This window comes from Streptomyces pseudovenezuelae (assembly GCF_001513955.1).
Classification (GTDB): Bacteria; Actinomycetota; Actinomycetes; order Streptomycetales; family Streptomycetaceae; genus Streptomyces; species Streptomyces pseudovenezuelae.
Map to the genome: position 1 here is coordinate 844947 of NZ_KQ948148.1, position 26382 is coordinate 871328.

At 68.7% G+C, this 26382-nt stretch carries 20 protein-coding genes and 4 tRNA genes; 9 read left to right on the plus strand and 15 right to left on the minus strand.

All coding sequences use genetic code 11. The features are described 5' to 3' along the window. Positions 1-22 precede the first annotated feature (22 nt). From AQI94_RS24180 to purM, 3 genes are read left to right on the plus strand one after another with little or no spacing between them, the layout of a single operon-like run. The gene (locus AQI94_RS24180) at positions 23-847 is read left to right on the plus strand and encodes an META domain-containing protein (protein WP_031056979.1); all 825 of its coding nucleotides are present in this window, start codon (positions 23-25) and stop codon (positions 845-847) included. Positions 848-904: 57 nt separating this feature from the next. Continuing rightward, positions 905-2431 (plus strand): amidophosphoribosyltransferase, encoded by a 1527-nt coding sequence (gene purF, locus AQI94_RS24185; protein WP_031056976.1) that lies wholly within the window; start codon positions 905-907, stop codon positions 2429-2431. Positions 2432-2476: 45 nt separating this feature from the next. Continuing rightward, a complete protein-coding gene (gene purM, locus AQI94_RS24190; protein WP_031056973.1) occupies positions 2477-3541 on the plus strand; it encodes a phosphoribosylformylglycinamidine cyclo-ligase in 1065 nt (354 codons plus the stop codon). Between the two features lie 86 nt (positions 3542-3627). Here purM and AQI94_RS24195 read toward each other — a convergent pair whose 3' ends face one another. Then, positions 3628-3879: a DUF3073 domain-containing protein gene (locus AQI94_RS24195; protein WP_028808738.1), complete on the minus strand. Its 252-nt coding sequence runs from the start codon at positions 3877-3879 to the stop codon at positions 3628-3630. A 281-nt stretch (positions 3880-4160) separates the two neighbouring features. Further along, entirely contained in the window at positions 4161-5264 is a 1104-nt protein-coding gene (locus AQI94_RS24200) for a Leu/Phe/Val dehydrogenase (protein WP_031056967.1), read from the minus strand. Between the two features lie 222 nt (positions 5265-5486). Between AQI94_RS24200 and AQI94_RS24205 the strand changes: the two genes are divergently transcribed. Together AQI94_RS24205 and bldC are read left to right on the plus strand one after the other, a co-directional pair. Further along, positions 5487-6329, plus strand: a complete 843-nt coding sequence (locus tag AQI94_RS24205; RefSeq protein ID WP_031056964.1) for a hypothetical protein — start codon at positions 5487-5489, stop codon at positions 6327-6329. 516 nt (positions 6330-6845) lie between these two features. Further along, positions 6846-7052 carry a developmental transcriptional regulator BldC gene (bldC, locus tag AQI94_RS24210; RefSeq protein WP_003949541.1) on the plus strand — a complete coding sequence of 69 codons (207 nt, stop codon included), beginning with the start codon at positions 6846-6848 and terminating at the stop codon, positions 7050-7052. A gap of 390 nt (positions 7053-7442) precedes the next feature. On the opposite strand, the gene AQI94_RS24215 is transcribed toward bldC, so the two are convergent. The 5 genes from AQI94_RS24215 to AQI94_RS24235 form a co-directional block, all read right to left on the minus strand. After that, positions 7443-7634: a DUF6274 family protein gene (locus AQI94_RS24215; RefSeq protein WP_031056961.1), complete on the minus strand. Its 192-nt coding sequence runs from the start codon at positions 7632-7634 to the stop codon at positions 7443-7445. A gap of 283 nt (positions 7635-7917) precedes the next feature. Then, a tRNA-Asp gene (locus tag AQI94_RS24220) sits at positions 7918-7992 on the minus strand. A gap of 94 nt (positions 7993-8086) precedes the next feature. Continuing rightward, entirely contained in the window at positions 8087-12046 is a 3960-nt protein-coding gene (hrpA, locus tag AQI94_RS24225) for an ATP-dependent RNA helicase HrpA (RefSeq protein ID WP_031056960.1), read from the minus strand. A gap of 121 nt (positions 12047-12167) precedes the next feature. Continuing rightward, positions 12168-12241: transfer RNA gene (locus AQI94_RS24230), tRNA-Phe, on the minus strand. 24 nt (positions 12242-12265) lie between these two features. After that, positions 12266-12340, minus strand: a tRNA-Asp gene (locus AQI94_RS24235). A gap of 223 nt (positions 12341-12563) precedes the next feature. On the opposite strand from AQI94_RS24235, the gene AQI94_RS24240 reads away from it, so the two are divergent. Then, positions 12564-13265: a hypothetical protein gene (locus AQI94_RS24240; protein WP_159050644.1), complete on the plus strand. Its 702-nt coding sequence runs from the start codon at positions 12564-12566 to the stop codon at positions 13263-13265. Between the two features lie 2 nt (positions 13266-13267). Here the strand turns inward: AQI94_RS24240 and AQI94_RS24245 are convergent, their stop codons facing one another. From AQI94_RS24245 to AQI94_RS24280, 8 genes are all read right to left on the minus strand, one after another. Further along, positions 13268-14122 carry a hypothetical protein gene (locus AQI94_RS24245; RefSeq protein ID WP_031056954.1) on the minus strand — a complete coding sequence of 285 codons (855 nt, stop codon included), beginning with the start codon at positions 14120-14122 and terminating at the stop codon, positions 13268-13270. Between the two features lie 9 nt (positions 14123-14131). Beyond that, positions 14132-15376 (minus strand): TIR domain-containing protein, encoded by a 1245-nt coding sequence (locus AQI94_RS24250; RefSeq protein ID WP_158806407.1) that lies wholly within the window; start codon positions 15374-15376, stop codon positions 14132-14134. A 90-nt stretch (positions 15377-15466) separates the two neighbouring features. Continuing rightward, positions 15467-17551 (minus strand): hypothetical protein, encoded by a 2085-nt coding sequence (locus AQI94_RS24255; RefSeq protein WP_031056950.1) that lies wholly within the window; start codon positions 17549-17551, stop codon positions 15467-15469. Beyond that, positions 17551-18525 (minus strand): hypothetical protein, encoded by a 975-nt coding sequence (locus tag AQI94_RS24260; RefSeq protein WP_031056947.1) that lies wholly within the window; start codon positions 18523-18525, stop codon positions 17551-17553. Before AQI94_RS24260 ends, AQI94_RS24255 begins: the two co-directional genes overlap by 1 nt. A 31-nt stretch (positions 18526-18556) precedes the next feature. Continuing rightward, positions 18557-19552, minus strand: a complete 996-nt coding sequence (locus AQI94_RS24265; protein WP_051832782.1) for an AAA family ATPase — start codon at positions 19550-19552, stop codon at positions 18557-18559. Beyond that, on the minus strand, positions 19545-21002 hold the full coding sequence (locus AQI94_RS24270; protein ID WP_107064331.1) for a toll/interleukin-1 receptor domain-containing protein: 1458 nt from the start codon (positions 21000-21002) through the stop codon (positions 19545-19547). Before AQI94_RS24270 ends, AQI94_RS24265 begins: the two co-directional genes overlap by 8 nt. A gap of 166 nt (positions 21003-21168) precedes the next feature. Further along, positions 21169-21241, minus strand: a tRNA-Glu gene (locus AQI94_RS24275). 80 nt (positions 21242-21321) lie between these two features. Next, a complete protein-coding gene (locus tag AQI94_RS24280; RefSeq protein WP_031056940.1) occupies positions 21322-22917 on the minus strand; it encodes a metallophosphoesterase family protein in 1596 nt (531 codons plus the stop codon). Positions 22918-23002: 85 nt separating this feature from the next. Here AQI94_RS24280 and AQI94_RS24285 point away from each other — a divergent pair, with 85 nt between their 5' ends. The 3 genes from AQI94_RS24285 to AQI94_RS24295 all read left to right on the plus strand — a co-directional run bounded on the left by AQI94_RS24285 (position 23003) and on the right by AQI94_RS24295 (position 26313). Next, on the plus strand, positions 23003-23353 hold the full coding sequence (locus AQI94_RS24285; RefSeq protein ID WP_020124176.1) for a metallopeptidase family protein: 351 nt from the start codon (positions 23003-23005) through the stop codon (positions 23351-23353). A gap of 90 nt (positions 23354-23443) precedes the next feature. Further along, on the plus strand, positions 23444-23965 hold the full coding sequence (locus tag AQI94_RS24290) for a hypothetical protein (RefSeq protein ID WP_062229921.1): 522 nt from the start codon (positions 23444-23446) through the stop codon (positions 23963-23965). 233 nt (positions 23966-24198) lie between these two features. Further along, positions 24199-26313, plus strand: a complete 2115-nt coding sequence (locus tag AQI94_RS24295) for a DEAD/DEAH box helicase (protein WP_062229922.1) — start codon at positions 24199-24201, stop codon at positions 26311-26313. The last annotated feature ends 69 nt before the right edge of the window (positions 26314-26382 follow it).

Here is a 26382-nt window from a genome sequence, read left to right on the forward strand (position 1 = left end):
GGGTCTCGTGCGTCCAAGGGGCATGAAGCGGACGACACGTGTGACATGCGCCGCCCTGGCCGCCGTCGGCACCACACTGCTGGCGGCCGCCTGTGGCACGGAACCCGGCACCGCGAACGACAGCGTCACCGACCGCGGGAAGACGTCCCGGCCGGCCGGCATCGCGGACGTCGACTGGTTGCCGCAGAAGGTGACCGTGAACGGCAAGGAGTACGTCCTGCCGAAGGACGCCAAGACCGTCCGGGACGCCCGCATCGTCTTCAAGCCGGACGCCGACGCCTCCCGCGACGACGGCGGCGAGTCCGGCGGCTCGGTCGGCTGCAACAGCATCGGTGCCGACGCCGAGATCAACGGCGACACCGTGCGGATCACCGACCTGGTCCAGACGCTGATCGGCTGCCCCGACCCCCTCGGAGAGTTCGAGGCGCGGTTCGTCGACGTCTTCCAAGGCACCCACAGGGCCGAGGTCGCGGAACGGGACGGCGTCAGCACCCTGACCCTGACCACCCCCGGCGGCGACACCATCACCTTCCGCGAGAAGAAGCCCCCGGCCCTGAAGGGAACCCGCTGGTCGCTGGGCGGCGACGCCCACCTCACCCTCACCAAGAACAACACCGTCACCGGCAGCCTCGGCTGCAACACCTTCCGCGGCAGGGCCACCGTCAAGGACGGCACCATCGAGTTCGGGCGCCTGGCGACCACGCGCGTGATGTGTGCGGGCCCGGTGATGAAGACCGAGCGCGAACTCGCCGGAATCCTCTCCGGAAAGGTCTCCTACCAGCAGGAACACGATTCCCTGAAGATCACCAAGGCCCCCGGGAAGAGCGTTACGGCACGAGCGGAGTAAGAAAGCCCACTCTCCACGCATTCGGACCAGTGGTCGATCTCGCCTACACTCGGAGCCGTGCCACGTGGTGACGGACGACTCAACCACGACCTGCTCCCCGGTGAGAAGGGCCCCCAGGACGCTTGCGGCGTCTTCGGTGTCTGGGCTCCGGGCGAAGAGGTCGCCAAGCTCACGTACTTCGGGCTCTACGCCCTCCAGCATCGGGGCCAGGAATCCGCGGGTATCGCGGTCAGCAACGGCTCCCAGATCCTCGTCTTCAAGGACATGGGCCTCGTGTCCCAGGTCTTCGACGAGACCTCTCTCGGTTCGCTCCAGGGTCACATCGCGGTCGGTCACGCCCGCTACTCGACCACCGGCGCCTCCGTGTGGGAGAACGCCCAGCCGACGTTCCGTGCCACCGGGCACGGTTCCATCGCGCTCGGCCACAACGGCAACCTGGTCAACACGGCGCAGCTCGCCGAGATGGTCGCCGACCTCCCCAAGCAGGAGGGCCGCAGCCCGCGGGTGGCCGCCACCAACGACACCGACCTGCTCACCGCGCTCCTGGCGGCCCAGGTCCACGAGGACGGCACGCCCCTGACCATCGAGGAGGCGGCCCCCGTGGTCCTTCCTCAGGTCCAGGGAGCCTTCTCGCTCGTCTTCATGAACGAGCACACCCTCTACGCCGCCCGCGACCCGCAGGGCATCCGCCCGCTGGTCCTCGGCCGCCTGGAGCGCGGCTGGGTGGTCGCCTCCGAGTCCGCCGCCCTCGACATCTGCGGTGCCGCCTACGTCCGCGAGATCGAGCCGGGCGAGTTCGTCGCCATCGACGAGAACGGCCTGCGCACCTCCCGATTCGCGGAAGCGAAGCCCAAGGGCTGTGTCTTCGAGTACGTCTATCTGGCGCGGCCCGACACCGACATCGCCGGCCGGAACGTCTACCTCTCCCGCGTGGAGATGGGCCGCAAGCTTGCCAAGGAAGCGCCCGTCGACGCCGACCTGGTCATAGCGACCCCGGAGTCCGGCACCCCGGCGGCCATCGGCTACGCCGAGGCGTCCGGCATCCCCTTCGGTGCGGGCCTGGTGAAGAACGCCTACGTCGGCCGTACGTTCATCCAGCCCTCACAGACCATTCGCCAGCTCGGCATCCGTCTGAAGCTGAACCCGCTCAAGGAAGTCATCAAGGGCAAGCGCCTGGTCGTCGTCGACGACTCGATCGTGCGCGGCAACACCCAGCGCGCCCTGGTCCGCATGCTCCGCGAGGCGGGCGCCGCCGAGGTCCACATCCGGATCTCCTCGCCCCCCGTGAAGTGGCCCTGCTTCTTCGGCATCGACTTCGCCACCCGCGCGGAGCTCATCGCCAACGGCATGACCATCGACGAGATCGGCACCTCCCTGGGCGCCGACTCCCTCGCCTACATCTCCATCGACGGCATGATCGAGGCGACCACCATCGCCAAGCCGAACCTCTGCCGCGCCTGCTTCGACGGCGAGTACCCGATGGACCTCCCGGACCCCGAGCTGCTCGGCAAGCAGCTCCTGGAGACGGAGCTGGCCGCCGGCCCGGCCGCCACGGCCGCCGCCGACGCGATCCGTCGCCCGTAGCCGGACCGTCCCACCTGCAGTACGACACGAAGGTTCTCACTAGCCATGTCTGAGACAACTGGTGCCAGCTACGCAGCCGCGGGCGTCGACATCGAGGCGGGCGACCGCGCCGTAGAGCTGATGAAGGAGTGGGTGAAGAAGACGCAGCGCCCCGAGGTCCTCGGTGGCCTCGGCGGCTTCGCCGGCCTCTTCGACGCCTCCGCCCTCAAGCGCTACGAGCGTCCCCTGCTCGCCTCCGCCACCGACGGCGTCGGCACCAAGGTCGACGTCGCGCGTCAGATGGGCGTCTACGACACGATCGGCCACGACCTGGTCGCGATGGTCATGGACGACATCGTGGTGTGCGGTGCCGAGCCGCTGTTCATGACCGACTACATCTGTGTCGGCAAGGTCCACCCCGAGCGGGTCGCCGCGATCGTCAAGGGCATCGCCGAGGGCTGTGTGCTCGCCGGCTGCGCCCTCGTGGGCGGCGAGACGGCCGAACACCCGGGTCTGCTGGGCCCGGACGACTTCGATGTCGCCGGCGCCGGGACGGGCGTCGTGGAGGCCGACCGGCTGCTCGGCGCGGATCGCATCCGGAAGGGTGACGCGGTCATCGCCATGGCGGCCTCGGGTCTTCACTCGAACGGGTACTCGCTCGTGCGGCATGTGCTCCTGAACGAGGCGGGCCTCGCCCTGGACGCCCGGATCGAGGAGCTCGGCCGCACCCTCGGCGAGGAGCTCCTGGAGCCCACCAAGATCTACTCACTGGACTGCCTGGCCCTGATGCGCACGGCCGAGGTGCACGCCTTCTCGCACGTCACCGGCGGCGGACTGGCGGCCAACCTGGCCCGTGTCATCCCCGACGGCCTGCACGCGATCGTGGACCGCACCACGTGGACCCCGGCCCCGGTCTTCGACCTCGTCGGCACGACGGGCCGGGTCGAGCGCCTGGAGCTGGAGAAGACCCTGAACATGGGCGTCGGCATGATCGCGATCGTCCCCGAGGAGTCCGCGGACGTCGCCCTGGAGACCCTGGCCGACCGCGGGGTCGAGGCCTGGGTCGCGGGCGAGATCACGGACCGCGGCGAGCACGCCACGGGTGCCGAGCTCGTCGGTGACTACGCCTAGAACCACGCTCGCCGGACGCACAGGCAGCGCAAAACCCGGTCCGGTGGTGTGGACCACCCCGGACCGGGTTACGCACAGCTAGGTCGTCAAGCTCCGCGGCGTTGAGACGCAGGACCGGACTCGTCGTCCTCGTCCTCGTCGTCGTTGTAGAGATCCGCGTACTGGGCGTACGGGTCGTCTTCCTCGTCGTCGTCCTCGAACGGCTCGCCATTCGGCGGCTGGCTCGAAGTCGAAGCGCCCAGCTCATTGGCCAGACGCGACAGATCTGTCCCGCCGCTGCTGTACTTCAGCTGGCGGGCGACCTTCGTCTGCTTGGCCTTTGCCCGGCCGCGCCCCATGGCTCGACCCCCTCGGATACGGGGCTCGGTGGCCCCAGAGTCTTGACACGCGTTCATGATCTGGAACGGGCTCTCCGCAGAGAGACCGGTCCGTAGGGCTTCCACGGTACCTGAGCCCACGCCCATACGGTACGTCGCCCGCAGCACGTGCCCGACACCAGGCCCCGTGGAATGCCCCGTCCTCGCTGGTCAACCGCGATTTTAACCACTTCTTCGCGGCCGACCCGCCGACGAACGTGAGAGTTCTCTCCAAGTGTGCGCCGACGGGTACCGGTCAAACGTCAGTGCGCCCGTTTCATGGCCGCCTCGTGCATACGCTGCTCGGCGATCCGGTCGGCCGCGGCGGCCGGCGGAATCCCGTCCTCCTTCGCACGTGCGAAGATGGCGAGCGTGGTGTCGTAGATCTTCGAGGCCTTCGCCCGGCACCGCTCGAAGTCGAACCCGTGCAGTTCGTCGGCGACCTGGATGACCCCGCCCGCGTTCACCACGTAGTCCGGCGCGTAGAGGATCCCGCGGTCGGCGAGGTCCTTCTCGACGCCCGGGTGGGCGAGCTGGTTGTTGGCGGCGCCGCAGACGATCCGCGCGGTCAGCGCCGGCACGGTGTCGTCGTTCAGGGCCCCGCCGAGCGCGCAGGGGGCGTAGATGTCCAGGCCCTCGGCGCGGATCAGGGTGGCGGTGTCGGCGACGGCCGTCACGCCCGTCGGATGCGCCGCGAGGATGCGTCCCACCGCCTCCTCGCGCACGTCCGTGATCAGGACCTCGGCGCCCTCGCCGCGCAGATGCCCGACCAGGTGGTGCCCGACCTTCCCGACGCCCGCGATGCCGACCTTGCGGCCGGTGAGCGAGGGGTCGCCCCACAGGTGGGCGGCGCTGGCCCGCATGCCCTGGTAGACGCCGTAGGCGGTGAGGACGGAGGAGTCGCCGGCGCCGCCGTTCTCGGGCGAGCGGCCGGTCGTCCAGCGGCACTCGCGGGCGACGACGTCCATGTCGGCGACATAGGTGCCGACGTCGCACGCGGTCACGTAGCGGCCGCCGAGCGAGGCCACGAAACGGCCGTAGGCGCGGAGCAGTTCCTCGCTCTTGTCGCGCTCCGGGTCGCCGATGATCACGGCCTTGCCGCCGCCGTGGTCGAGCCCGGCCATGGCGTTCTTGTACGACATCCCGCGCGCGAGGTTCAGCGCGTCGGCGACGGCCTCCTGCTCGCTCGCGTACGGGTAGAAGCGCGTCCCGCCGAGGGCGGGGCCGAGCGCGGTGGAGTGGAGGGCGATGACGGCCTTGAGGCCGCTCTTGCGGTCCTGGCAGAGCACGACCTGCTCATGACCGCCCTGGTCCGAGTGGAACAGGGTGTGCAGCACATCGGCAGCGGCGCCGGTTACGTCGGTCACTGTGGTGACTCCTGGGTAAATTGCGGCGATGGGGCACAGGTTCCCGTACGGGTGGCGGGGCCTGTGAGCACGAGATTAGGGCCTGTGGCGGCCCGTAAGCGTGCAGTGCTCAGGATCACCTTCTCGGGAAGCACGGGCGTGCGACGATTTGCATAGTTTTCCCGCGCGTTTGTGTGCGGGTTTCGCAGGTTTTCCCGGCAGGCGGCGGGGGAGAGAGCAGGCGTGCCCAAGGTGTCCTCGGTGATCGTCCCGTACGCGACCTATCTGCGCGTGTACGAACCGCTGGCCGCCTTCCCCGAGCCCGAGCGCGGCCACTGGGCGCGCTACGCCCGCCGCCCGGACCGTCCCTCGTACCAGGACGAGCTGCGCCGCTCCCTGGCCGACCTGCTGCCCACCCCGCCCGTCCCGGTGCCGGTGCACGAGAGCAGCGACGCCTTCGTGCTCGATGTGGACGGCGTGGTGTGCGTGTGCCCGTGGCGCACCCGGCTGCGCGGCTGGCTGGCCCTGGAGGAGCTCGGCGAGGAGTTGCCGGGACCGGTCCTGGACGCGGTGCTGCCCGAGGTCGTACGCCGCCAGACCGCCCAGGACTACGAGCGCTGGCTGGCGCGCAACCCGGACGCCCGGCCCTGGATCCGCACCGCGACCTGGCAGGTGCCGCTGAACTGGTTCGTGCTCGTCTCCGACGAGGAGCGGCGCTTCGACAAGGGCTCCGGCGAGATCCCGCCGATGCTGCGCTACCGCACGCCCATGGTGGAGGCCCGGCGGCGGGTGGCGCGGGCTCTGCGGGCCCTCAAGGACGCCGTCGACGAAGGTCCGCTCATCGACGGCCTGATCGATGTGGGGCGCTGGCTGGAGGAGTTCCACCCGCGCTCGCTGGTCGAGCTCGACTACGGCGGTCTGGTGCATGTGCTCCCGCCGGGCGAGCTGGAGGACGACCACTCGGCGGCCGACGTGGCCGAGGGCATCGAGGCGCTCCGGCACGGTGACGGTGCGACGGCGGGCGAGGCCTACGGGCGGCTCGTGGAGCGCTGGCGGGCCGTCAGGGACCGTCGCTCGGCGAACTGAATGTGCCCCATGTCACGAACAGGCGTTTGACCTGACGCCCGTTTTGGGGTTTCGTCCTCGCTCAAGGTGTTCAACTTCCCCTGAAGTCTCACCGACAAGGGACGTAGGTCCCGATCCGGGTCGTACACCTCACGGAGTGTCAAGCGTGACGGACCGCACGTACCCGGCTCTTGCATCTCTTGCCCCTCCTCATGCCAAAATAGGACAAGGGGCCCGGGGGAGGTTCCGCTTTGGGGGGTCTGGTGACTCCTGATCGCCTGTGTGACTGATCGTCACAGAGGCGTGACTGTCCGCTATGGCATGGTCCATCGGCTTCCGTCGCCGATGAACACCTGGGGGGCAATTCCATCGGTTTGGCCGACGCGGCTGGACAGATGGTGTAGTTGTAGTGCCGAGGACAAGCCGTTCGTCCTATAACCGACTCGACCCGCATCCGCCATTTCGGGCAACGCGGGTCAAGGTGCAGAATTTAGAGGAAAGAACCGAGAACGATCGGTTCTCCCGAGGAGGCCGCTCATGACCGCTCGCACCCCTGATGCCGAGCCGCTGCTGACCCCGGCTGAGGTCGCCACGATGTTCCGCGTGGACCCGAAGACGGTGACGCGGTGGGCGAAGGCCGGCAAGCTCACGTCGATCCGCACGCTCGGCGGGCACCGCCGTTACCGCGAGGCTGAGGTCCGCGCTCTGCTCGCGGGTATCCCGCAGCAGCGCAGCGAGGCCTGAACAACTGAATAACCGGACAAACCGGCTCGCCCCCCAGCTGGCCGCAGCGTCCGAACACTGGCTCCAAGCGACGCGGGTCCTGCCCCAACAGGGCCCATTCTCCACCCCGTCGTCGATCGCGCTGGACTCCGCCGAGTCCAGCGCGATCTTTTTTGTGCGCGGACTGTGGGTGGCCGGCGAGCCTGTGAGCGGGCTTGTCGGAGTCTGGGGAGGGGTGTCGGATCTCCTGTGAGGCTGTCCCGGGTCAGGTGCGATCGAGAGTGCAATTGCACATATTAAATTGACCTGTTGTAGGACAGGGGTAAGTTCCACGGTTTCAAAAACTCACGCGGTGACTCCCGTCACATGCCAGAGTCCTTGTTGCCGTCGGGCCCGGTGCGCTAAAGGGCGTTATGCCGGGGAAGGGCTCTCGTCCTCCACCGACTCCTGAAGGGCCGGGTCGGCCGTCGGGCCCGAGTCCATCGCCAGCCGCAGCAGGCGGTGGCAGATCGGGCAGTGGTGGGTCAGATGCCGATACGACGACGCGGCCGACAGATGCGCGCGGAGCAGCGCCCGCGTCTCGTGCCTGACCGTTGCCGCCATCCGCCACCTCCGGGCTCCGCTGGAACGGGGGCCTGGTTTCTGGGTACCCGTGCTTTGAGACGCCGTCAAGATGGCGTGGTGCTCCGTAGGGCCGTGGAACGCCCGCTGTGCCGCACCCGGCGCTGCTGCGGCCGTTCTGGGGGCTGCCGCCCCCCAGCTCCCCGCTTCGGCCCTGAAGGGGCCTCGTCCTCAAACGCCGGACGGGCTGGGATACCGGAACCGGCGCCCGCACATGAAGAAGGCCCGCACCCCGTTGCGGGGATGCGGGCCTCACTCCTTGATGCGGTCCTGACGGGATTTGAACCCGCGGCCTCCACCTTGACAGGGTGGCGAGCACTCCAAACTGCTCCACAGGACCAGGTTTTGCGGCGCTTACTGGTGCGTTGCGCTGCGAGAAGGACTGTACAGGAGCTGGCGGGTCCTGGTCGAACTCACCCTGTGTGCAGGTGTCGTCACGGAGCCAGTGCGTCGATCGCCTTCACGATCCGCTTGTCGGAGACCGGGTACGCCGTGCCGAGCGCGTGGGCGAAATAGCTGACCCTGAGCTCCTCGATCATCCAGCGGACGTCCAGGACCTGCTGGGGCACGGGCCGCCCCTGGGGGAGTTGCTCCAGGAGCCAGGCGTACTCGTCCTGCATCTCGTGGACCTTCTCCATACGGGTCGTGTCCCGCTGGACGTTCGTCGCCATCTGCTGGAGACGCCGGTCCGCCGCGACCAGGTAGCGCATCAGGTCGGGCAGGCGGCGCAGGCCCGTCTCGGTCACGAAACCCGGCTTCACGAGCGCGTCCAACTGCTTGCGCACGTCCGTCAGGTTCGCCAGCAGCACGGGGCTCCGTACGGCCTTCAGGCGCCGTTCGCACGCCTGCCAGGCGGCGAGCACCTGCTGCACCTGACCGACCGTACGGACCGTCGTGTCGACGATCTCGGCGCGCACCTTGTCGAACAGCTTCCGGTACGACTCCTCGTCCCAGGCCGGCCCCCCGAAGTCCCCGATCAGCTTGTCCGCGGCCGCCGTGGCGCAGTCCTCGAACAGTGCCTGGATCGAGCCGTGCGGGTTCGCCGACAGGGCCAGCTTCTGGGGGTTCGTCAGCTTCTCGGAGGCGAACTTCGCCGGGTTCACCGCGATGTTGCGCACGATCAGCCGTCGCGTGCCCTTCCACATCGCCTCGGCCTGCTCGGCCTCGGTGTCGAAGAGGCGCACCGAGACCGTGTCGCCGTCGTCGACCAGGGCCGGGTAGGCCTTGACCGGCTGGCCGGCCCGACGGGTCTCGAAGACCCGGGTGAGCGTGCCGATCGTCCAGTCGGTCAGGCCGCCCCGCTCCAGGGACTCCCCGCCCTCGCGGGACGCGGTCGCGGCCGCCGCCTGCGAGAGGGCCTGGCGTGCCTTCGGCCTCAGCTTGAGGCGCAGCGCCTCCAGGTCCTTGTCCTCGGCCAGGTTGCGCCGCCGCTCGTCGACGATCCGGAAGGTGATCCGCAGATGGTCCGGGATCCGCGACTGGTCGAAGTCCTCGGCGTCGAAGGGAACCCCGACCATGCGCTTGAGCTCGCGGGCCAAGGTGGTCGTCAAGGGCTCCTGCAACGGGACGGCCGTGTCCAGGAAGCGCTTCGCGAAGTTCGGTGCCGGTACGTAGTTGCGGCGGATCGGCTTGGGGAGGGAACGGATCAGCTCCGTCACCAGCTCCTCCCTCAGGCCCGGGATCTGCCAGTCGAAGCCCTCGTCCCTGACCTGGTTCAGGACCTGGAGCGGGATGTGGACCGTCACACCGTCCGCGTCCGCGCCCGGCTCGAACTGGTACGTCACCCGGAACTTCAGGGGGCCCTGCCGCCAGGAGTCGGGATAGTCGGCCTTGGTGACCGCCTCCGCCGACTCCCGGATGAGCATCTCCCGCTCGAAGTCCAGGAACTCCGGCTCCTCGTGCCGCTTCCGCTTCCACCACGAGTCGAAGTGCGCCCCGGACACGACGTGTTCGGGCACCCGCCGGTCGTAGAAGTCGAAGAGGGTGTCGTCGTCGACCACGATGTCCCGGCGCCGGGCCCGGTGCTCCAACTCCTCCACCTCGCTGAGGAGTCGGCGGTTGTCGGCGAAGAACTTGTGGTGGGTGCGCCAGTCGCCCTCGACCAGGGCGTTGCGGATGAAAAGCTCGCGGGAGGACTCCGGGTCGATCCGGCCGTAGTTCACCTTCCGCTGGGCAACGATCGGCACGCCGTACAGCGTGACCTTCTCGAAGGCCATCACCGCGGCCTGGTCCTTCTCCCAGTGCGGTTCGGAGTACGTCCGCTTCAGCAGGTGTTCGGCCAGGGGCTCGACCCACTCCGGCTCGATCTTCGCGTTGACCCGGGCCCACAGGCGGGAGGTCTCCACCAGCTCCGCCGACATCACGAAACGCGGCTGCTTCTTGAAGAGCGCCGAGCCCGGGAAGATCGCGAACTTGGCGCTGCGGGCGCCCAGGTACTCGTTCTTGTTGCCGTCCTTCACGTCCTTCATCCCGATGTGGGAGAGAAGCCCGGCGAGGAGGGAGACGTGGACGGACTGGTCGGGCGCGTCGTCCTCGTTGAGGTGGATGCCCATCTGCCTGGCGACGGTCCGCAACTGCGTGTAGATGTCCTGCCATTCGCGGATGCGCAGGAAGTTGAGGTACTCCTGCTTGCACATCCGGCGGAAGGACGACGAGCCGCGCTCCTTCTGCTGCTCGCGGACATAGCGCCACAGATTCAGATAGGCGAGGAAGTCGCTGGTCTCGTCCTTGAAGCGGGCGTGCTGCTGGTCGGCCTGGGTCTGCTTGTCGGCCGGCCGCTCGCGCGGGTCCTGGATGGACAGCGCGGCGGCTATGACCATGACCTCGCGGACACAGCCGTTCTTGTCGGCCTCCAGGACCATGCGCGCCAGACGCGGGTCGACGGGCAGCTGGGCGAGCTTGCGGCCGGTGTCGGTGAGCCGCTTGCGTACGTCCTTCTGCGCCGGGTCCAACGCGCCCAGTTCCTGCAGGAGTTGGACGCCGTCGCGGATGTTGCGGTGGTCCGGCGGGTCGATGAAGGGGAACTTCTCGATGTCGCCGAGGCCGGCCGCGGTCATCTGCAGGATGACGGAGGCGAGGTTCGTCCGCAGGATCTCGGCGTCCGTGAACTCCGGGCGCGCGTCGAAGTCCTCTTCGCTGTACAGGCGGATGCAGATGCCGTCGGAGGTACGGCCGCAGCGGCCCTTGCGCTGGTTGGCGCTGGCCTGCGAGACCGGCTCGATGGGCAGCCGCTGGACCTTGGTGCGGTGGCTGTAGCGGGAGATCCGGGCGAAGCCGGGGTCGATGACGTACTTGATGCCCGGGACGGTGAGGGAGGTCTCGGCCACGTTGGTCGCCAGAACGATCCTGCGCCCGGTGTGCGGCTGGAACACGCGGTGCTGCTCGGCGTGCGAGAGCCGGGCGTACAGGGGCAGGACCTCGGTGAAGCGGTAGTTCTTCTTCACCAGCGCGTCCGCCGTGTCCCGGATCTCCCGCTCGCCGGAGAGGAAGACCAGGATGTCGCCCTTGCCCTCGCCCTGGAGCTCCTCCACCGCGTCGCAGATCGCGGTGATCTGGTCGCGGTCGGAGTCGTCCGAGTCGTCCTCCAGCAGGGGCCGGTACCGCACCTCCACCGGGTACGTACGGCCGCTGACCTCGACGATCGGTGCGTCGCCGAAGTGCCGGGAGAACCGCTCGGGGTCGATGGTCGCCGAGGTGATGACGACCTTGAGGTCGGGACGCTTCGGCAGCAGCTGGGCCAGGTACCCGAGCAGGAAGTCGATGTTGAGGGACCGCTCGTGGGCCTCGTCGATGATGATCGTGTCGTAGGCGCGCAGCTCGCGGTCGGTCTGGATCTCGGCGAGCAGGATGCCGTCCGTCATCAGCTTCACGAAGGTCGCGTCCTGGTTCACCTGGTCGGTGAACCTGACCTTCCAGCCGACGGCCTCGCCGAGCGGGGTGTCCAGCTCCTCGGCGACCCGCTCGGCGACCGTGCGGGCGGCGATCCGGCGGGGCTGGGTGTGCCCGATCATGCCCTTGACGCCACGGCCGAGCTCCAGGCAGATCTTCGGGATCTGGGTGGTCTTGCCGGACCCGGTCTCACCCGCCACGATCACGACCTGGTGATCACGGATGGCGGCCGCGATGTCGTCCTTCTTCTGGCTGACCGGAAGCTGTTCGGGATACGACACCGCGGGCACGCGGGCGCGGCGCGCACCCACGCGCTCCTCGCCCTTGCCGACCTCGGTCTCGATCTCGGCGAGCACGGCGGCCCGCGCCTCCGGCTTGCGGATCTTGCGCGCGCCTTCGAGCCTGCGCCCGAGCCGGTGCGCGTCACGCAGGGACAGCTCGGTCAGGCGGGCGGCGAGTTCCCCGAAGGCGGGGGAGCCGGGGGCGGGGGCAGGGTGCGTAGACATACGCGGTCCAGGATCTCATCCCGGCGAAAATAGTGGCGAACGGTTTTGTCGGCCGCCGTGGGCCCACCGGTCGCACGGCACATACAACAAGACCCCGATCCGGGGATCGGGGTCTGTGCTGTGGCTGGGGCCGGGGTCGAACCGGCGACCTACCGCTTTTCAGGCGGTCGCTCGTACCAACTGAGCTACCCAGCCGCGAGGCTTCCGGGGAAACCTCAGCGGTCCTGACGGGATTTGAACCCGCGGCCTCCACCTTGACAGGGTGGCGAGCACTCCAAACTGCTCCACAGGACCAAGCTTTGCCTTGGACAGTTTCGCACACCTGAGAGGGGGCTACCAAAATGGTTTTTCCCGTGTTTCCGGCGGCGTTATGTCGCTGGATCAGCGTAGCAGATCTGGGGACTGGGTCTGCACCAGCGATCTTGGAGCCGGCTGTGCCCGGCAGGCCTCACACCCCGCGTGACTTGCTGCGGAGAAGCCCGTGTGAGCGGGGCCGGTGGCCGGTTAGGATCCCGTAGTGATCACCAACCGTGCCATGCGTCGGGTTTCACGCGTGGTTGTGGGAGCCGCAGTGGGAGGCGCTGCCGCGTGGGCACTGCGTCTCCTGGATGCCGCCGGTCGCGAGTACACCTTCACATTCGGCGGGGTCGTGGTAGGTGCTCTCCTCGCCGGAGCGGCCGACTTCTACAGGCGTACGGTGAGGCTTACGGAGATACGGGTGAGCGTGCCGCAGCTGAGTGAACTCACCTTCGTGGTCAACGACGACACACGTCAGGTGTCATGGCAGCTCTTTGTGGAGTCCGTGACACGGATCTCGACACAGCGGCTCAATGACGACGACGGCCTTATCAGGGAGGCGCTGACCTCGCTGTATGGCCTGTTCGCGACAACACGCGACATCCGCAGGACCGCTCGACCCTCCGCAGGCGGCAACGGCATCACCGTCGAATACCTGGCGGTGAACCTCCTCAACCGTGAGTTGCGCCCCTTCCTGTCGAAATGGCATCCAAGGCTGCGGCAGTACGAAACAGCCTTCCCCAACGCCCCCGAGGCAGAGTGGGCAGATGCTGCCGAGTGCCGGCGACACCTGGCTCTTGTACAGGCCCACACCCGCGAGTACGTGATGGGGTTCGCCCGACTGGCCGGAGTAGTTGACCCGGAACTGATGCTGGGCGGGATCGACGTGCCAGGACACGATGGGGGTGACACCCGCTCCTAGGCCTACTCCTGGGCGGTCGCGATTCTGCTGAGGCCCAGGACCAGGAGGGCCGCGATCTCTGCCGGCCGGTGGGTGGCGGCGAGCCGGCGGTTCTCCTCTGCGGAGAGTCCGTTGCGCAGCCCGGCCCAGCGTGAGTCCTCACGCGCGGCCATGAGCAGCCGTCGGCCTTGGACGAGGCGCGGGTCCTCCGGTTCTGCCCCCGGATCCGGGGGCAACCAGTCGCAGGTGTCCACACGGAGGGCGCGCAGGACATCGACCGTGACGCCGCCCAGGCCGCCCACCAGGAAGAGGGGGGTGGAGGACTCGAGCGACAGCAGGGCTTCTTCCATCAGGCCCGGCACAGTCCCGGAGAAGTGGGAGCGCTTGCCGCCGAGCAGAATGCGGGCGTTCGTGCCCTGAGCCATGGCCTTCCGCATCGCCGTCAGCGCTCGGGCCGCCGCTTCCGGGGCGAGGGCCGGTGACGGTTGCGTGCCTCGGCCGGCGAGGGGGTCCGGAATCACCTGGCCGTCCGAGTCGAGACACAGGACGCGGGCCCAGCTGCCCACGGACAGCCGTTCTGCCAACTCGTCGTGGGTCATGTGCTGGTGTTCGCTCCACGAGAGGTAGACGGTCAGCAAGGGCTCAGAGCCCTGCTCGTACCGTCGCAGCTCGGAGAGCAGAAAAGTGGTGTACCCGTCCGGCCGCAGGTGGCCGCCGTAGGCCAGGGTGCCGCCGGACGCCAGGACCGTGCGGGTGATCTCCCCGAGGATCACGTTCACATGGGACTCCATCAGCCCGAGCCGGGCGAGGTCCGGGCTGTTCGAGACCGACACCGCGACCGTCTGTCCCTTGAGCGCGCAGGGGGGCAGGAGACTCATCGCCGCCGCTCACCCGCCTCGGGCCGCGAGCAGTTCGACCGTGGTGATGTCCAGCCCACTGCGGATGCCTCCGATGATCGCGATTTCGTCCAATACTTGCATCTCGTCTTTGCCCAACGGTGGACCCGGGTGCACGATGCGGGGCCTGGAGTCGGCGATGGTGTGTCCGCTGCGCCGGGCGTCCGCCAGCCAGCCGGTGATCCAAGTCGTCAGAGTGGCCGGCTCGGGAGGCTGGGGCGCCCACCAGTCGACCTGCAGACCGGGGTGTGCGGCGAGTGTCCGCAGACGCGAGCGCCACAGGACACGGTTCAGATACTCGTCCACGAGCAGGTTCAGTGCTCGTCTGATCGTTCGCTCGGTCGTGTCATCCGTAACGCTGCCCACGCACAGCTGCGGGACGTGGTCCAGGAGGAAGGAGCCTCTGCGGTCGCCGACGCTCAGCGCGTCGAGAACGACGACCGGTACCCCCGCTCGCTTGGCCGTGAGTACCTCCCGCTGGCACCAGTGGCGGCTCGCGTATTCGTCGGTGCGCACCGCGAGCATGATGCCGTCGGCCGCTCTGTCCACCAGTTCCCGGAGGGAGTCGGACCCGGGCATGAGGCTGTGGTAATCGATCCACTCGGCCAGTCGGGTGTCGCGGACGCTGCGTCGGACGCGGTCGATGATGCCGTTCGGCGCGTGTTCGCCATGTCTGGTGTGGCTGATGAACACAGTGAGCCGGCTGTCGTTTCCGTGCACCAGCTGGGCGATGGCTTGGGAGAGATCCCGCAGTCGGGTGTCCTGGATGTCCTCGGGTTGAGGGCCTCCCGGCTCGCCGAAGCGCTGGATACAGCCCATGAGCCGCTCCAGCTCGCCGACGAGCGGGGCGTCCGCCATGAGCAGGGGAAACACCCCGACCTTGGACTGTGAGCGCCTTGTCTCCCACGCCTGTCGGATGTGCAGCGCGTAGTCGTGCCAAGGGTCCCCGCTGGTCTCCGCGGCCCGCATCCACTGGGCCCCGAGCAGCGGAACGATCACCACGTACTCGGCTCCCGGGCTCCCGGTGCCCGGGAGCGGAATCGATCGTGGCGCGCTGCTCTCGCCGTGCAGCCCGGCGGAGCGTTCGTAGACGTCGACGACCCCGTCCAGCATGCCGGTGAAGCGATCGCCGCGGAAACGGGCCTGCAGCGCTTCGGCGATGTCCTTCCCCTGATGGTCGAGTGGATGCCAGACCACGTAGATCTCGACCACCGGGGCATACAGCGGAACTATCACCGTGACACCTTACGGGCGGGTCACCCCGGGCGTCCCGGGATCACGGACAACGCGACTCCACAGTGCGGTCATGAGCGTTCGAGAGCCGTCTCACAGCCCTTGGCGCGGGGTGTTCTCGTCGGACGACGTCACTTCGAGGATCGACAGAAGCGATGCCCGGACCTTTCGTTCCTTGCCATCCACGAACTCGATCCTCAGACGTACGCGGACGCCCTTGCGGAGCCGTTCCTCCACGCCCCTGTTTGCCGTCAGGACGGCGGGGACACTCCACGGCTCCAGGCGTACCCGCCACGTCTCCCCGCGTCGGCGAAGGACGACGCCGATTGCCTCGGTCCCCGTGCGCAGCTGCCGGACGGCCGCGTCTCCGGGATCGTCGGTCAGTCGTTTGACGGAGGCGAGGACCTCGCCGGTCACTGGATGGAATCCCGTCACCACGAGCTCCGAGCGGTCCCCTTGTTGCAGCGGGTACTCACGAGCGTCCCCACCGCCGAAGAACCATCTGCCTTCCCAGGACAGTTCCGTGTTGAGGACAAGAGCCGTGAGCCCCGGTGGCAGCGGTTCCCGGCCCGGGGCCGGAGCGGCGGCCCAGTCCTGCAGATCGAATCGGATTCCGTTGTACAGCTTCTGTCGTACGCTGCCCACCATCCGGTCTCCGAGGCGGACGTCGCCTCGGACGGCGGCGCCGGGCAGTACCTCCGGTTCGGCCATCCTGAGCTTGATCTGCCGGTTGTTGGCGCCGATGCTCTGTACGACCACATCGATCTCGTCGCCCACGTCCAGTGGGTAGCTCCGGGCGCTGCGCAGCTTGAAATCCCAGCCGCTGACCGGAAGAAGGCGGTGGGTGTACAGCTTGCCCAGGAGCGGTTCGTACTCGGGCTGTGCGACTCCGGCCGCCTCGTTCAAAGACACCAGCACACCCTGTACGTCCTTGGCCACGACCTGGCCCCGGTAGCGCTGTCCGACCGTCAGGTTGCCTCGGCTCTGCAGCGCCCGTACCCGTCTGACCATCACGGCCTGGCTGTTCCGGTCGACCACATCGATCTTGACGAGGATCGCCCCGTTCAGCAGGGCTCCCAGTCCCTCGGGCGACAGCTTGGGGAACTCCGCCCTGCTCTGTGGGAGGAAGGCATGGATGGTGGGTTCGTCGACCAGGCGTACCACGTATCCGGTGGCGCCGCGGCTCACGGACAGGACCTGGGCCTGCATGGTCCGCTGGGTCTCCCGTGCCTCCTCGAGCCGATCGTAGAGATCCGAGCGTTCCCACTCCTCTGGCGGACGCTCCCCGTCGAATTGCGCCAGCCGCACCACGCGGCCGTCCAGGGTGATGATTTCCACGGCGTTCCGTCCGCACGCGACCGTGTGCACGGCGTGATCGACGTCGATCAGCTCCTCTCCCTGCGGCTGAGTTTCCGAGACGACCCGCACGGAGACCGGTGCGGTGGCCGGAACCCGGATGCCGATGCGCCGCTCGGTGGAGACCGGACCGACGAAGAGGTGTGAGCCGTCGCGCGCGATCCCCACGACGGTCTGCGGTACGAGCGCCATCGCGTCTCTGAAGAGGGACCGGTCGAAGGCGCCCTCCGGCCACGGGAGTTCAGGGTGCGGCAGTCCGACCGACCGGCACAGTTGGGCCAGCAACCACGCCGACGGACCGAGCAGTACCTCCCTGGGCAGCCGCATGAAGGCACCGGACGCCCATTCGAGTATCCGCAGCCTTCGCTGTCGTACGACGCTGTGCACGACGAGGGCGAGTTCCTCGTCGGCCATCGTGGGGAAGTCCTCGGTGGTCACGTACGACCACACGATCCGTTCCTCGAGGCGCAGCAGCGGAGACAAGAAAGCCAGCCCCGGGGCCATGGCCTCCCGGAGCCCGGGCACGAGCACCGTCGACTCTCCCGGAACCGTCGCACGCAGCACTTCGCGCAGGACGGTCCGCGGTCGCAGGTGCAACGCAAAACCGTCGGAGGCCGAGCTCTCCACGATCCCGGACTCACAGAGCCGGGCCTCCAGTGCGAGGGTGCTGCGCGGCATCGCGTGCAGGCGCACATCGCGCAGCAGGGGAAACGGCACGAAGGGCGTCGTGCAGACCAGCGCGGCCAGTTGGGCCACTTCGGCCTCGTCGGCTCGGGGAAATCCGATCCGGGTCCTGACCGCCTCCGCGAACTGCTCGCTCATCAGCTTCTGACCACCCAGTGCTCCGGGCGAAATCGTGCCCCGCTGCCTGGCAGGTCGCCGAACCAGACGGCACGGGCGTGGTGCCCGCGGCGGTTGAGAGCCGCCATGAGGTGATGAAACTCCAGCGCACGGCCGAGCGGGTCGGGCCCGTAGCCTCCCGAGACCAGAAGGACACAGGAGGCCCGTGAAGGAACACGGTACGGCTGCCAGCGCCATACCGGCCCTGTTCCGCAGCCCTGGGCGACGCTGTGTTTGAAGGCCAGCAACTCCAGTCCGGGAACGGCGGCCAGCTGGACGACGTCGAGCAGGGCCCGCAGATCGAGTCCGAAGGGGCCGCCGTAGAGGCCGATGTCATGGACGACCTGGATGGGCAGCGCCACTTTCGAACGCGGCAGCACCGGCAAGTGCCGTACCACCTGGCCCTGTGCCAGCATACGGACCACCCTGTCCACGTCGATCCTGCGACCGGGGACCCGTCGCAGCAAGAGCCGGTGCATGCGCTCGCGGTCCCATGTCTGGACGTACCCGGTGATGCGTTCCACCGTCAGCGCGGCGCTCTCAACAGGTGTTTGGGGGTGCTCCAAAGACATGGCGCCGTTTTGACGTGTGTGCTCCGAGGACAGGACCGTGTCGCTTTCCAGAACGTACGGGATCACCCGTGACGGCGGTCTGTCGCCCGATGGGTCGCCGAGACCCCAGAACCAGCGCAGCCCCTGGGAGCCGGGGTAGTCCCCGTCGGTGTGTTCGGACAGGTCGCCGGGGGGCGTCGACACCATGACGCGGCCGAAACCGCGGTCCCGGTCCTCGAAGTCGTCGAGGTCGTCCATGTCTTCCGGATCGCCCTCCGGTACGGCCTGCTCGTTCTCGCTCCCGGCGAGAGGTAACAGCTGGTAACCCAGGAGGCTCAGGGCGAATTCCAGGTCGACGATGTTGTCCCGGGCGGCAATGACTCGTACCGCGTCGGCGATGGTCATGCCTCGTCCTTCCGCGTCGCACGAAGAGGGATCACCATTGGGAGAAGGCGTTCCGGCGCATGATCGATTTCTCCACCACGAGTTTCTCGATCAGTTGCCACTCGGTGGAGTCGAGTTCGACGTCGAGCGTGATCAGGACTTCGACGAGGTCGAGGAACTCAGCGGTACTGGCGTGTGCGTGCTCACTGTTGTCGGCCTCGAAGCGGGGGGCCAGTTTCGCCACGCCGCTCATCAAAGCCTCGTCGGTCTCGAGCACAGGGAAGTGCAGACGGGCGATCTCCTTAAGACGATCCGCGTCGGGGCCGAGGATGGGCAGGACCACGCAACGTCGGACAAAGGCTTCCGGGAGGTCACGTTCGTTGTTCGTGGTGATGATGATGAGGGGGCTTTCCTCCAGCTGGTCCGGCCCGTTTTCGACCATGTCGTTGATCTCGGGGACGTAGAACCGCCTGCTGCCCAGAGGGACGAGCAGTCCGTTGCAGAAGGAGCTGTCCGCCTTGTCGATTTCGTCGATCAGCAGGACGGCGCCGTTTCTGGTCGCTTCGTACTCGCGTAGATGCCTCGGTGGGTTGGCCGGCCTCGTCTTCTCGCTGCCCGACCCTCGACGCCGGGCGGTAACGGGGTTGAGGGACCACCACAGTGGACCCGGTTCCAGGTAGTTGGTGAAGACCGTTTCCTCGTCGGTGAGTTTGGAGAGCTGGGCGTCGTTCAACCGACGGATGGAGTCGACGCGCCACAGCAGGTCCTGGGAGTCCGAATCGTCGGTGACGACGAACTCGAAGTAGGAGAAGCCCAGACTGCGGGCCACGAAACTGGCGAGGCTCGATTTGCCGCAGCCGGGAGGCCCGGACAGGAGCAGGGGCCGGCCTGTGATGAGCGCGACTTGGACCGCGGTGCGGATCTGCGGGGTCGGCGCGTAGACGGAGCCGTCCCGCTGGTCGCCCTTGCGCGGGTTCGCGGGCCGTCCACTCGACATGTCGCGGACCAGTTGCAGAAGGCCGTCGAGGGATGAGGGCTCCTCAGTCATCGCTGTCCACCTCAATCAGGTCATTGGCCAACTGGGCTGTGTCACTGACGTACTTGCGGGCTGCATCTTCCTTGGCCTGTGTGAATGATTCGTACGCTGGTTTGACGTTTCCCGCCTGCCACAGACGGTGACCGGTAGGCGCCAGGGCGACGATGACGATCCCACGATAAATCCGACGCAGTCCGTCCATGACGGCTCGAGCCGTCGCCGGGTCCACCCCGTCACAGCGCAGCACGACGAAGGCCCCCTTCAAATCGTCGAGTTGGGCCGTCAGTTGTTCACGGGTGTAATGGTGCGAGAGGTTCAGCTCGTCCCGCAGGGAGTGGTCGCAGCGCGTCACGAGTTCGTTGATCGGGTCCTCCCCGGTGATCTCCGGGATGGAACGCACCGGGTACTGGAAGTCGCCCATGGTGGCCCGCTCGGCCAGGGTCACGCCCAGGCGGATTGCGCGGGTCGGTAACCCGACCACATGGTCCGGCGCCGAAAGGCTGGTGGCCGCCATCACCGCCTGGGCCGCGTCCAGTTCGACCCACAGGGGCTGGACATGCGCAACCGCACGCTGGACCCGGTGCGGCTCCAGCTGCGGCACCAGTTCCTGTAGGGCCCGGTAGACCGGTCGCGGCCCGCAGGAGAGGAATGCGGCGGCCAGCGCTCGCGGCTTTCGACGCGTGGTCAGCCAGAGGTCGGGATCGACACCGATGGCCTTCGCCGCCCTGAGCAGCGCGTCTTCCGACGCCCCCGCGAGGTACGACGACACATTGTCGATCCAGCGCTGCGTGGGCGAGTCGGCCGTGTCGCAGCGTGTGACACTCCTGTCCAGTGCCTGGGCTATCTCGTCGGCTGTCGGTTCCACACTCGTGTCGTCGGTCTTCCCGGCCGTGGGGCGCAGCGGCAGCAGGGAGTCCAGGCGAAGGATGCGTCCCAGTTTGCTTGCGTTCACGTCGTTGTCCGTGACGTCGCCCAGCAGAACGGGCAGGATGTGGATGGGATCGCCCACCGTGCGACGGAAGTTGAGGATGGTCGCTTCGGCGAGGACGTACGAGGAGTCGAGGGCGTCCCGGTCGATCAGGATGACGGCGGCCCGGCAGCGGGCCAGTGCGTCGTAGATGAGGGTGTCGAAGCCTTCGCCCTCTTCAAGGTTCTTCTTGTCGAGCCACGCCTGGAAGCCGAGACGGGGCAGACCGGTGTCGAGGGTTGTCAGCAGGTTGATCAGGTAGTTCTTGCGGTGCTGGTGATCTCTGAGCGAGTCGTTCTCGCCGAGTTCCCGTTCCGTCCTGATCCTTGAGCTGTGGCTGAGGAAGACCAGACCCCGCTCTCCGAAGGATGATCCGGAGGGGTGCCCCTTGTCGTCCGTCTCGTCGGCGGGCAGTAAAGGGGCGCTCATACGGTGCGCGGGCGAAGGAGGACGGCCGCCTGCCGCACCGCGTCCGGCCCAGGGACAAACCACCATCTGCTCACAGAAACCGCCCCCTCGCTCGTTCCCGACCTCGATCAGGATAGGTCTTGGGAGCCCCCGATGTTGCTGATGTCCCTGGTCCGTGCGCAGTCACGGGGGAAACGCGCAAAGCCCGCACCGGATCGGCAAGCCGATCGGGCGCGGGCATACGGGTCTCTTGTGCCCCCAACGGGATTCGAACCCGTGCTACCGCCTTGAAAGGGCGGCGTCCTAGGCCGCTAGACGATGAGGGCTATCGGCCCGCCTGGGCGCTTCTCAGCGCGTCGGGGACGTGAGAAGCATATGGGATGCCGGGAGGTATCGCCAAAACGGTTTAGGGGCTGCCCGTGGGCGAGGCGCTGGACGAGCCCGTGCGTGAACCGGTGGGGGAGGGGGTCGCTCCCGGCTGGTTGTCCTCGGGGAGGTGGCGGCTGACCTCCGCCGTGGTGAGTCCGAGGCCGCCGAGTTTGATCTCGTCCCAGGCCTGCAGGTGGCGGGTGTCGCGGTCCATGTAGAGGATCGAGGCCTCGATGGGGTCGGGGTACTTGCCCTCGACGGCCCGCAGCCCGCTGCCGCCCGTGGAGCCCTCGACGCGCAGCCGGGTGCCCTTCTTCATGACCTCCATCTCCTGGTGGTGGAGGTGGCCCGACAGGATCATCGGGACCTCGCCGTCGACCCGGCGGGCCGCCGAGGGTTCGTGGGCGATCGCGAGGTCGACCGGCGTGCCCGCGGCCCGCTGCGCGCGCAGCGCGGCGGCCAGGCGGTCGCCCGCCGCCTCCTGGGACTCGTCGGCGCCGGGGTTCGTGGAGCGGTCCGGGGTGAACTGGGGGTCGCCCATGCCGGCGAAGCGCAGCCCGGCGATCGTCTCGGCCTTGCCGTTGTCGAGGACGTGGACGCCCTTGAGGCCCTCCAGGTAGCGCTGGGTGGTGAGGGAGTCGTGGTTGCCGCGGACCCAGACGTAGGGCGCGCCGAGGTCGGGGATCGGGTCGAGGAAGCCGTTCTCCGCCGCCGTGCCGTGGTCCATGGTGTCGCCGGAGTCGACGATCACGTCCACCTTGTACTGCTCCACCAGCGAGGCGATGATCTTCCAGCTCGCCGGGTTGAGATGGATGTCGGAGACGTGCAGGACCCGGATGGTGGTGGGGTCCGGCTGGTAGGCCGGGAGCGTGGACGTGACGTCGTAGAGCTTCGTCACGTTCGTCACCAGGCGGGCCAACTCCTTCTGGTAGACGTCGAACTCGGTGACGATGCTGCGCGCGTTGCCGACCAGGGAGGGGGCGGAGGAGAGCAGCCCCGAGAACCTGGGCTCCAGGACCGACTCCGGGTTCCAGGTGGCGTACGCCGTGCCGCCGCAGGCCGCCAGGAGGGTCAGGGCCAGTCCGCCGGCCGCGAGGGCCCGGCGGGGGCGGCGGTAGACCGCGAGGCCGAGTGTCGTGGCGCCCAGCACCACGGCCGCGCAGGAGCGCAGGGCGAGGTCGAGGGTGCCGTGCTCGACGTCCGTGGCGACCTCGTCCTGGAGCCCGGACAGGCGCTCGGGGTGGTCGACGAGGGCCTGGGAGCGCTCCGGGTCGAGCTGGTCGACGTTGACGTCGAGGCGGACCGGGGCCTGGTGGCTGTCCAGTTGGAGCGCGCCGAGCGGGGAGACGTTGATCTTCGTGCCGCCGGACAGGGACGGGCGCAGGGTCATCGTGGTGTTCATGGGGCCGACCGGGACCCGGACGTTGCCGACGATCAGCAGTCCGAGCCAGGCGCCCATCAGGACGACGGCGACCAGGCCGAGGGCGCGGGCCCAGGGGTGCGGCGGATGGACGAGCTCGACGGACGGGTGGGAGCGGCGCCTGCCGTACTGGGAGGCGAGGGCTCGCGAGGGCTTTCGTACGGCGTTCAGGATGCTCCGGAGGTTCAGGACTGCGGCGGGGACGCGGGCCATTGGTCCCGTATGCCCAAGTCCGCCCGCGGATATGCGGGCGCGCTCCTCCCTCTCGTCCGACCGGGTCGTACCGGAGAATGGGTGTGTGCTGGAGATGACGCGCGAGGAGTTCGAGGAACTGGTGTCCGAGGCGCTGGACCGGATTCCGCCGGAGCTGACGCGGCTGATGGACAACGTCGCGGTGTTCGTCGAGGACGAACCGCCGAAGGACGACCCCGAGCTGCTCGGGCTGTACGAGGGCACGCCGCTGACCGACCGGGGCGAGTGGTACGCCGGGGTGCTGCCGGACCGCATCACGATCTACCGGGGGCCGACGCTGCGGATGTGCGAGACGCGCGAGGACGTCGTCGCGGAGACCGAGGTGACGGTCGTGCACGAGATCGCCCATCACTTCGGGATCGACGACGCGCGGCTGCACGCACTCGGGTACGGGTGAGGCCGTTTCGAACGGGGCGCGTGTCCTCTTGTGGGCGGCGGGAGTTGGGCAGGTTGACTCTTTGACGACCGCCCTCGGAGGTGGCTGCTCGTGCGCCCCTTGTACGTACCCGTCCGTCTGGCCGCCACGGTCATGGCCGTCGCCGCCACCGCGGGCTGCATGAGCGTGGGCGGGGACGACGGCGGCGGCGGCGCGAAGCCGTCGCACTCCGCCGGTGAGCGGGCCGGCGAGGCACCCGACGGGGGGTCCGCCGCCGCGGGCGGTTCCGTGGGGCTCGGCGGGACGGGCTCGGACGGCAAGCACGGCAAGCGGGGCAAGGGGAAGGACGGCAAGGGGTCCGCCTCGCCGTCGGCGTCCGCCTCGGCGGGAGCCGGCGCGTCGGCCTCGGCGGGGGCGAAGCCGGGGGGTTCGGTGCGGCCTGCGCCCTCGGCCACGCAGACCGATCCGGCGCCCACCCGTACGCCCGACCCGGAGCCGCCGGTGCCCAGCGAGCCGCCCGCGTCACCCACCCCGTCGCCGCCGCCCGCCGAGCCGTCCTCGTCCGCGCAGCCGGAGACGGGACCGCAGCTGAGCCAGCGGGAGCCGGCGCCCACGGCGGGGTCGCCGGTGTGACGGCGAGAGGCCCCGAGTGACCTCGGATACATACGCGGGCATCGGTTTGCCTTCGGGGTCGATGGGTGCGTATGGTTATAGATCGTTTGATCATTTGCCCGGCGCCAAAGCAGAAGAGCGCCGTGTGGCGCGTTCTCTCCCTTACCGTGGCTGACCGCATAGAGGCGGTCGTATTGCGAATCACGGAGTTGACGGGCGCGTGCCGACGAGACTCCGGAAGGTTTCGCATACGCATGTCCATTTCCAGTACTGATCACGTCGTCGTGCCCGAGAACGAGGGCACCGAAGGCGTCGTGGAAGCTCCCGAGGTCACCTTCGCGGACCTCGGTCTCCCCGAGGCCGTCGTGCGCAAGCTCGCACAGAACGGCGTGACCACCCCCTTCCCGATCCAGGCCGCGACCATCCCGGACGCCCTGGCCGGCAAGGACATCCTCGGCCGTGGCCGCACCGGCTCCGGCAAGACGCTCTCCTTCGGTCTGCCGACCCTGGCCCGCCTGTCCGGCGGCCGCACCGAGAAGCACCGGCCGCGCGCCGTCATCCTCACCCCGACCCGTGAGCTCGCGATGCAGGTCGCGGACGCACTGCAGCCCTACGGCGACCAGCTCGGCCTGAAGATGAAGGTCGTCTGCGGCGGTACGTCCATGAGCAACCAGATCTACGCCCTGGAGCGCGGTGTCGACGTCCTCGTCGCCACTCCGGGCCGGCTGCGCGACCTCATCAACCGCGGCGCCTGCTCCCTGCAGGACATCGAGGTCGCCGTCATCGACGAGGCCGACCAGATGTCCGACCTGGGCTTCCTGCCCGAGGTCACCGAACTGCTCGACCAGGTCCCGGCCGGCGGCCAGCGGATGCTGTTCTCGGCCACGATGGAGAACGAGATCTCCACGCTGGTCAAGCGCTACCTGACCGACCCGGTCACGCACGAGGTCGACAGCGCCCAGGGCAACGTCACGACCATGTCGCACCACATCCTGATCGTGAAGCCCAAGGACAAGGCGCCGGTCACCGCGGCCATCGCCTCCCGCAAGGGCCGCACCATCATCTTCGTCCGCACCCAGCTGGGCGCGGACCGCATCGCCGAGCAGCTGCGCGAGTCCGGTGTGAAGGCCGACGCGCTGCACGGCGGCATGACCCAGGGCGCGCGTACCCGCACGCTGGCCGACTTCAAGGACGGCTACGTCAACGCGCTCGTCGCGACCGACGTCGCCGCCCGCGGCATCCACGTCGACGGCATCGACCTGGTCCTGAACGTCGACCCCGCCGGTGACCACAAGGACTACCTGCACCGCGCGGGCCGTACCGCTCGCGCCGGCCGCACCGGCACGGTCGTCTCCCTGTCGCTGCCGCACCAGCGCCGCCAGATCTTCCGGCTGATGGAGGACGCGGGCGTCGACGCCGGGCGTCACATCATCAACTCCGGTACGGCCTTCGAGCCCGAGGTCGCCGAGATCACGGGCGCCCGTTCGATGACCGAGGTCCAGTCCGAGTCCGCGGCCAACGCGGCTCAGCAGGCCGAGCGCGAGGTCGCCCAGCTCACCAAGGAGCTGGAGCGGGCGCAGCGGCGCGCGACCGAGCTGCGCGAGGAGGCCGACCGCCTGGTCGCCCGGGCCGCCCGCGAGCGCGGTGAGGACCCGGAGACTGCGGTCGCCGAGGCGCAGGCCGTGGTGGCCGAGGCCGCGGTGGCGGCTGAGGCCGTGGTCGCCGAGCAGCCCGCCGAGCGCCCCGCGTACGAGCAGCCGCGTCAGCGCCGCGACGAGCGGGGCAACTACGAGCGTCGTGACGACCGTGGTGGCCGTTCCTTCGAGCGTCGTGACGACCGTGGCGGCTTCAACCGCGACCGCCGGGACGGCGAGCGGGGCGGGTTCCGCCGTGACGACCGTGGTGGCCGTTCCTTCGAGCGCCGTGACGACCGCCCCTCGGGTGGCTTCAACCGCGACCGTCGTGACGACCGCTCCGGCGGTGGCTTCAACCGTGACCGTCGTGACGAGCGTCCCTCGGGCGGCTTCCGCCGCGACGACCGCCCCTCGGGTGGCTTCAACCGCGACCGCCGCGACGACCGCTCCGGCGGTGGCTTCAACCGTGACCGTCGTGACGAGCGTCCCTCGGGCGGCTTCCGCCGCGACGACCGCCCCTCGGGCGGTTTCAACCGAGACCGCCGCGACGAGCGTCCGTCCACCCACCGGGGCAGCGACCGTCCCTTCAACCGTGACCGCCAGGGCGACCGCCCCACCGGCGGAGGTTTCCGCTCCGGTGGTCACGACCGCCCGCACGGCCGTCGTGACGACCGTCCGGCCGGCTCCTCGTTCGGCCGCCGCGACGACAAGCCGCGCTGGAAGCGCAACGGCTGACGCCTGCTGACCCCCCAAGGGATCCGGAAGGGCCCGCACGACTTCGGTCGTGCGGGCCCTTTTCGCATA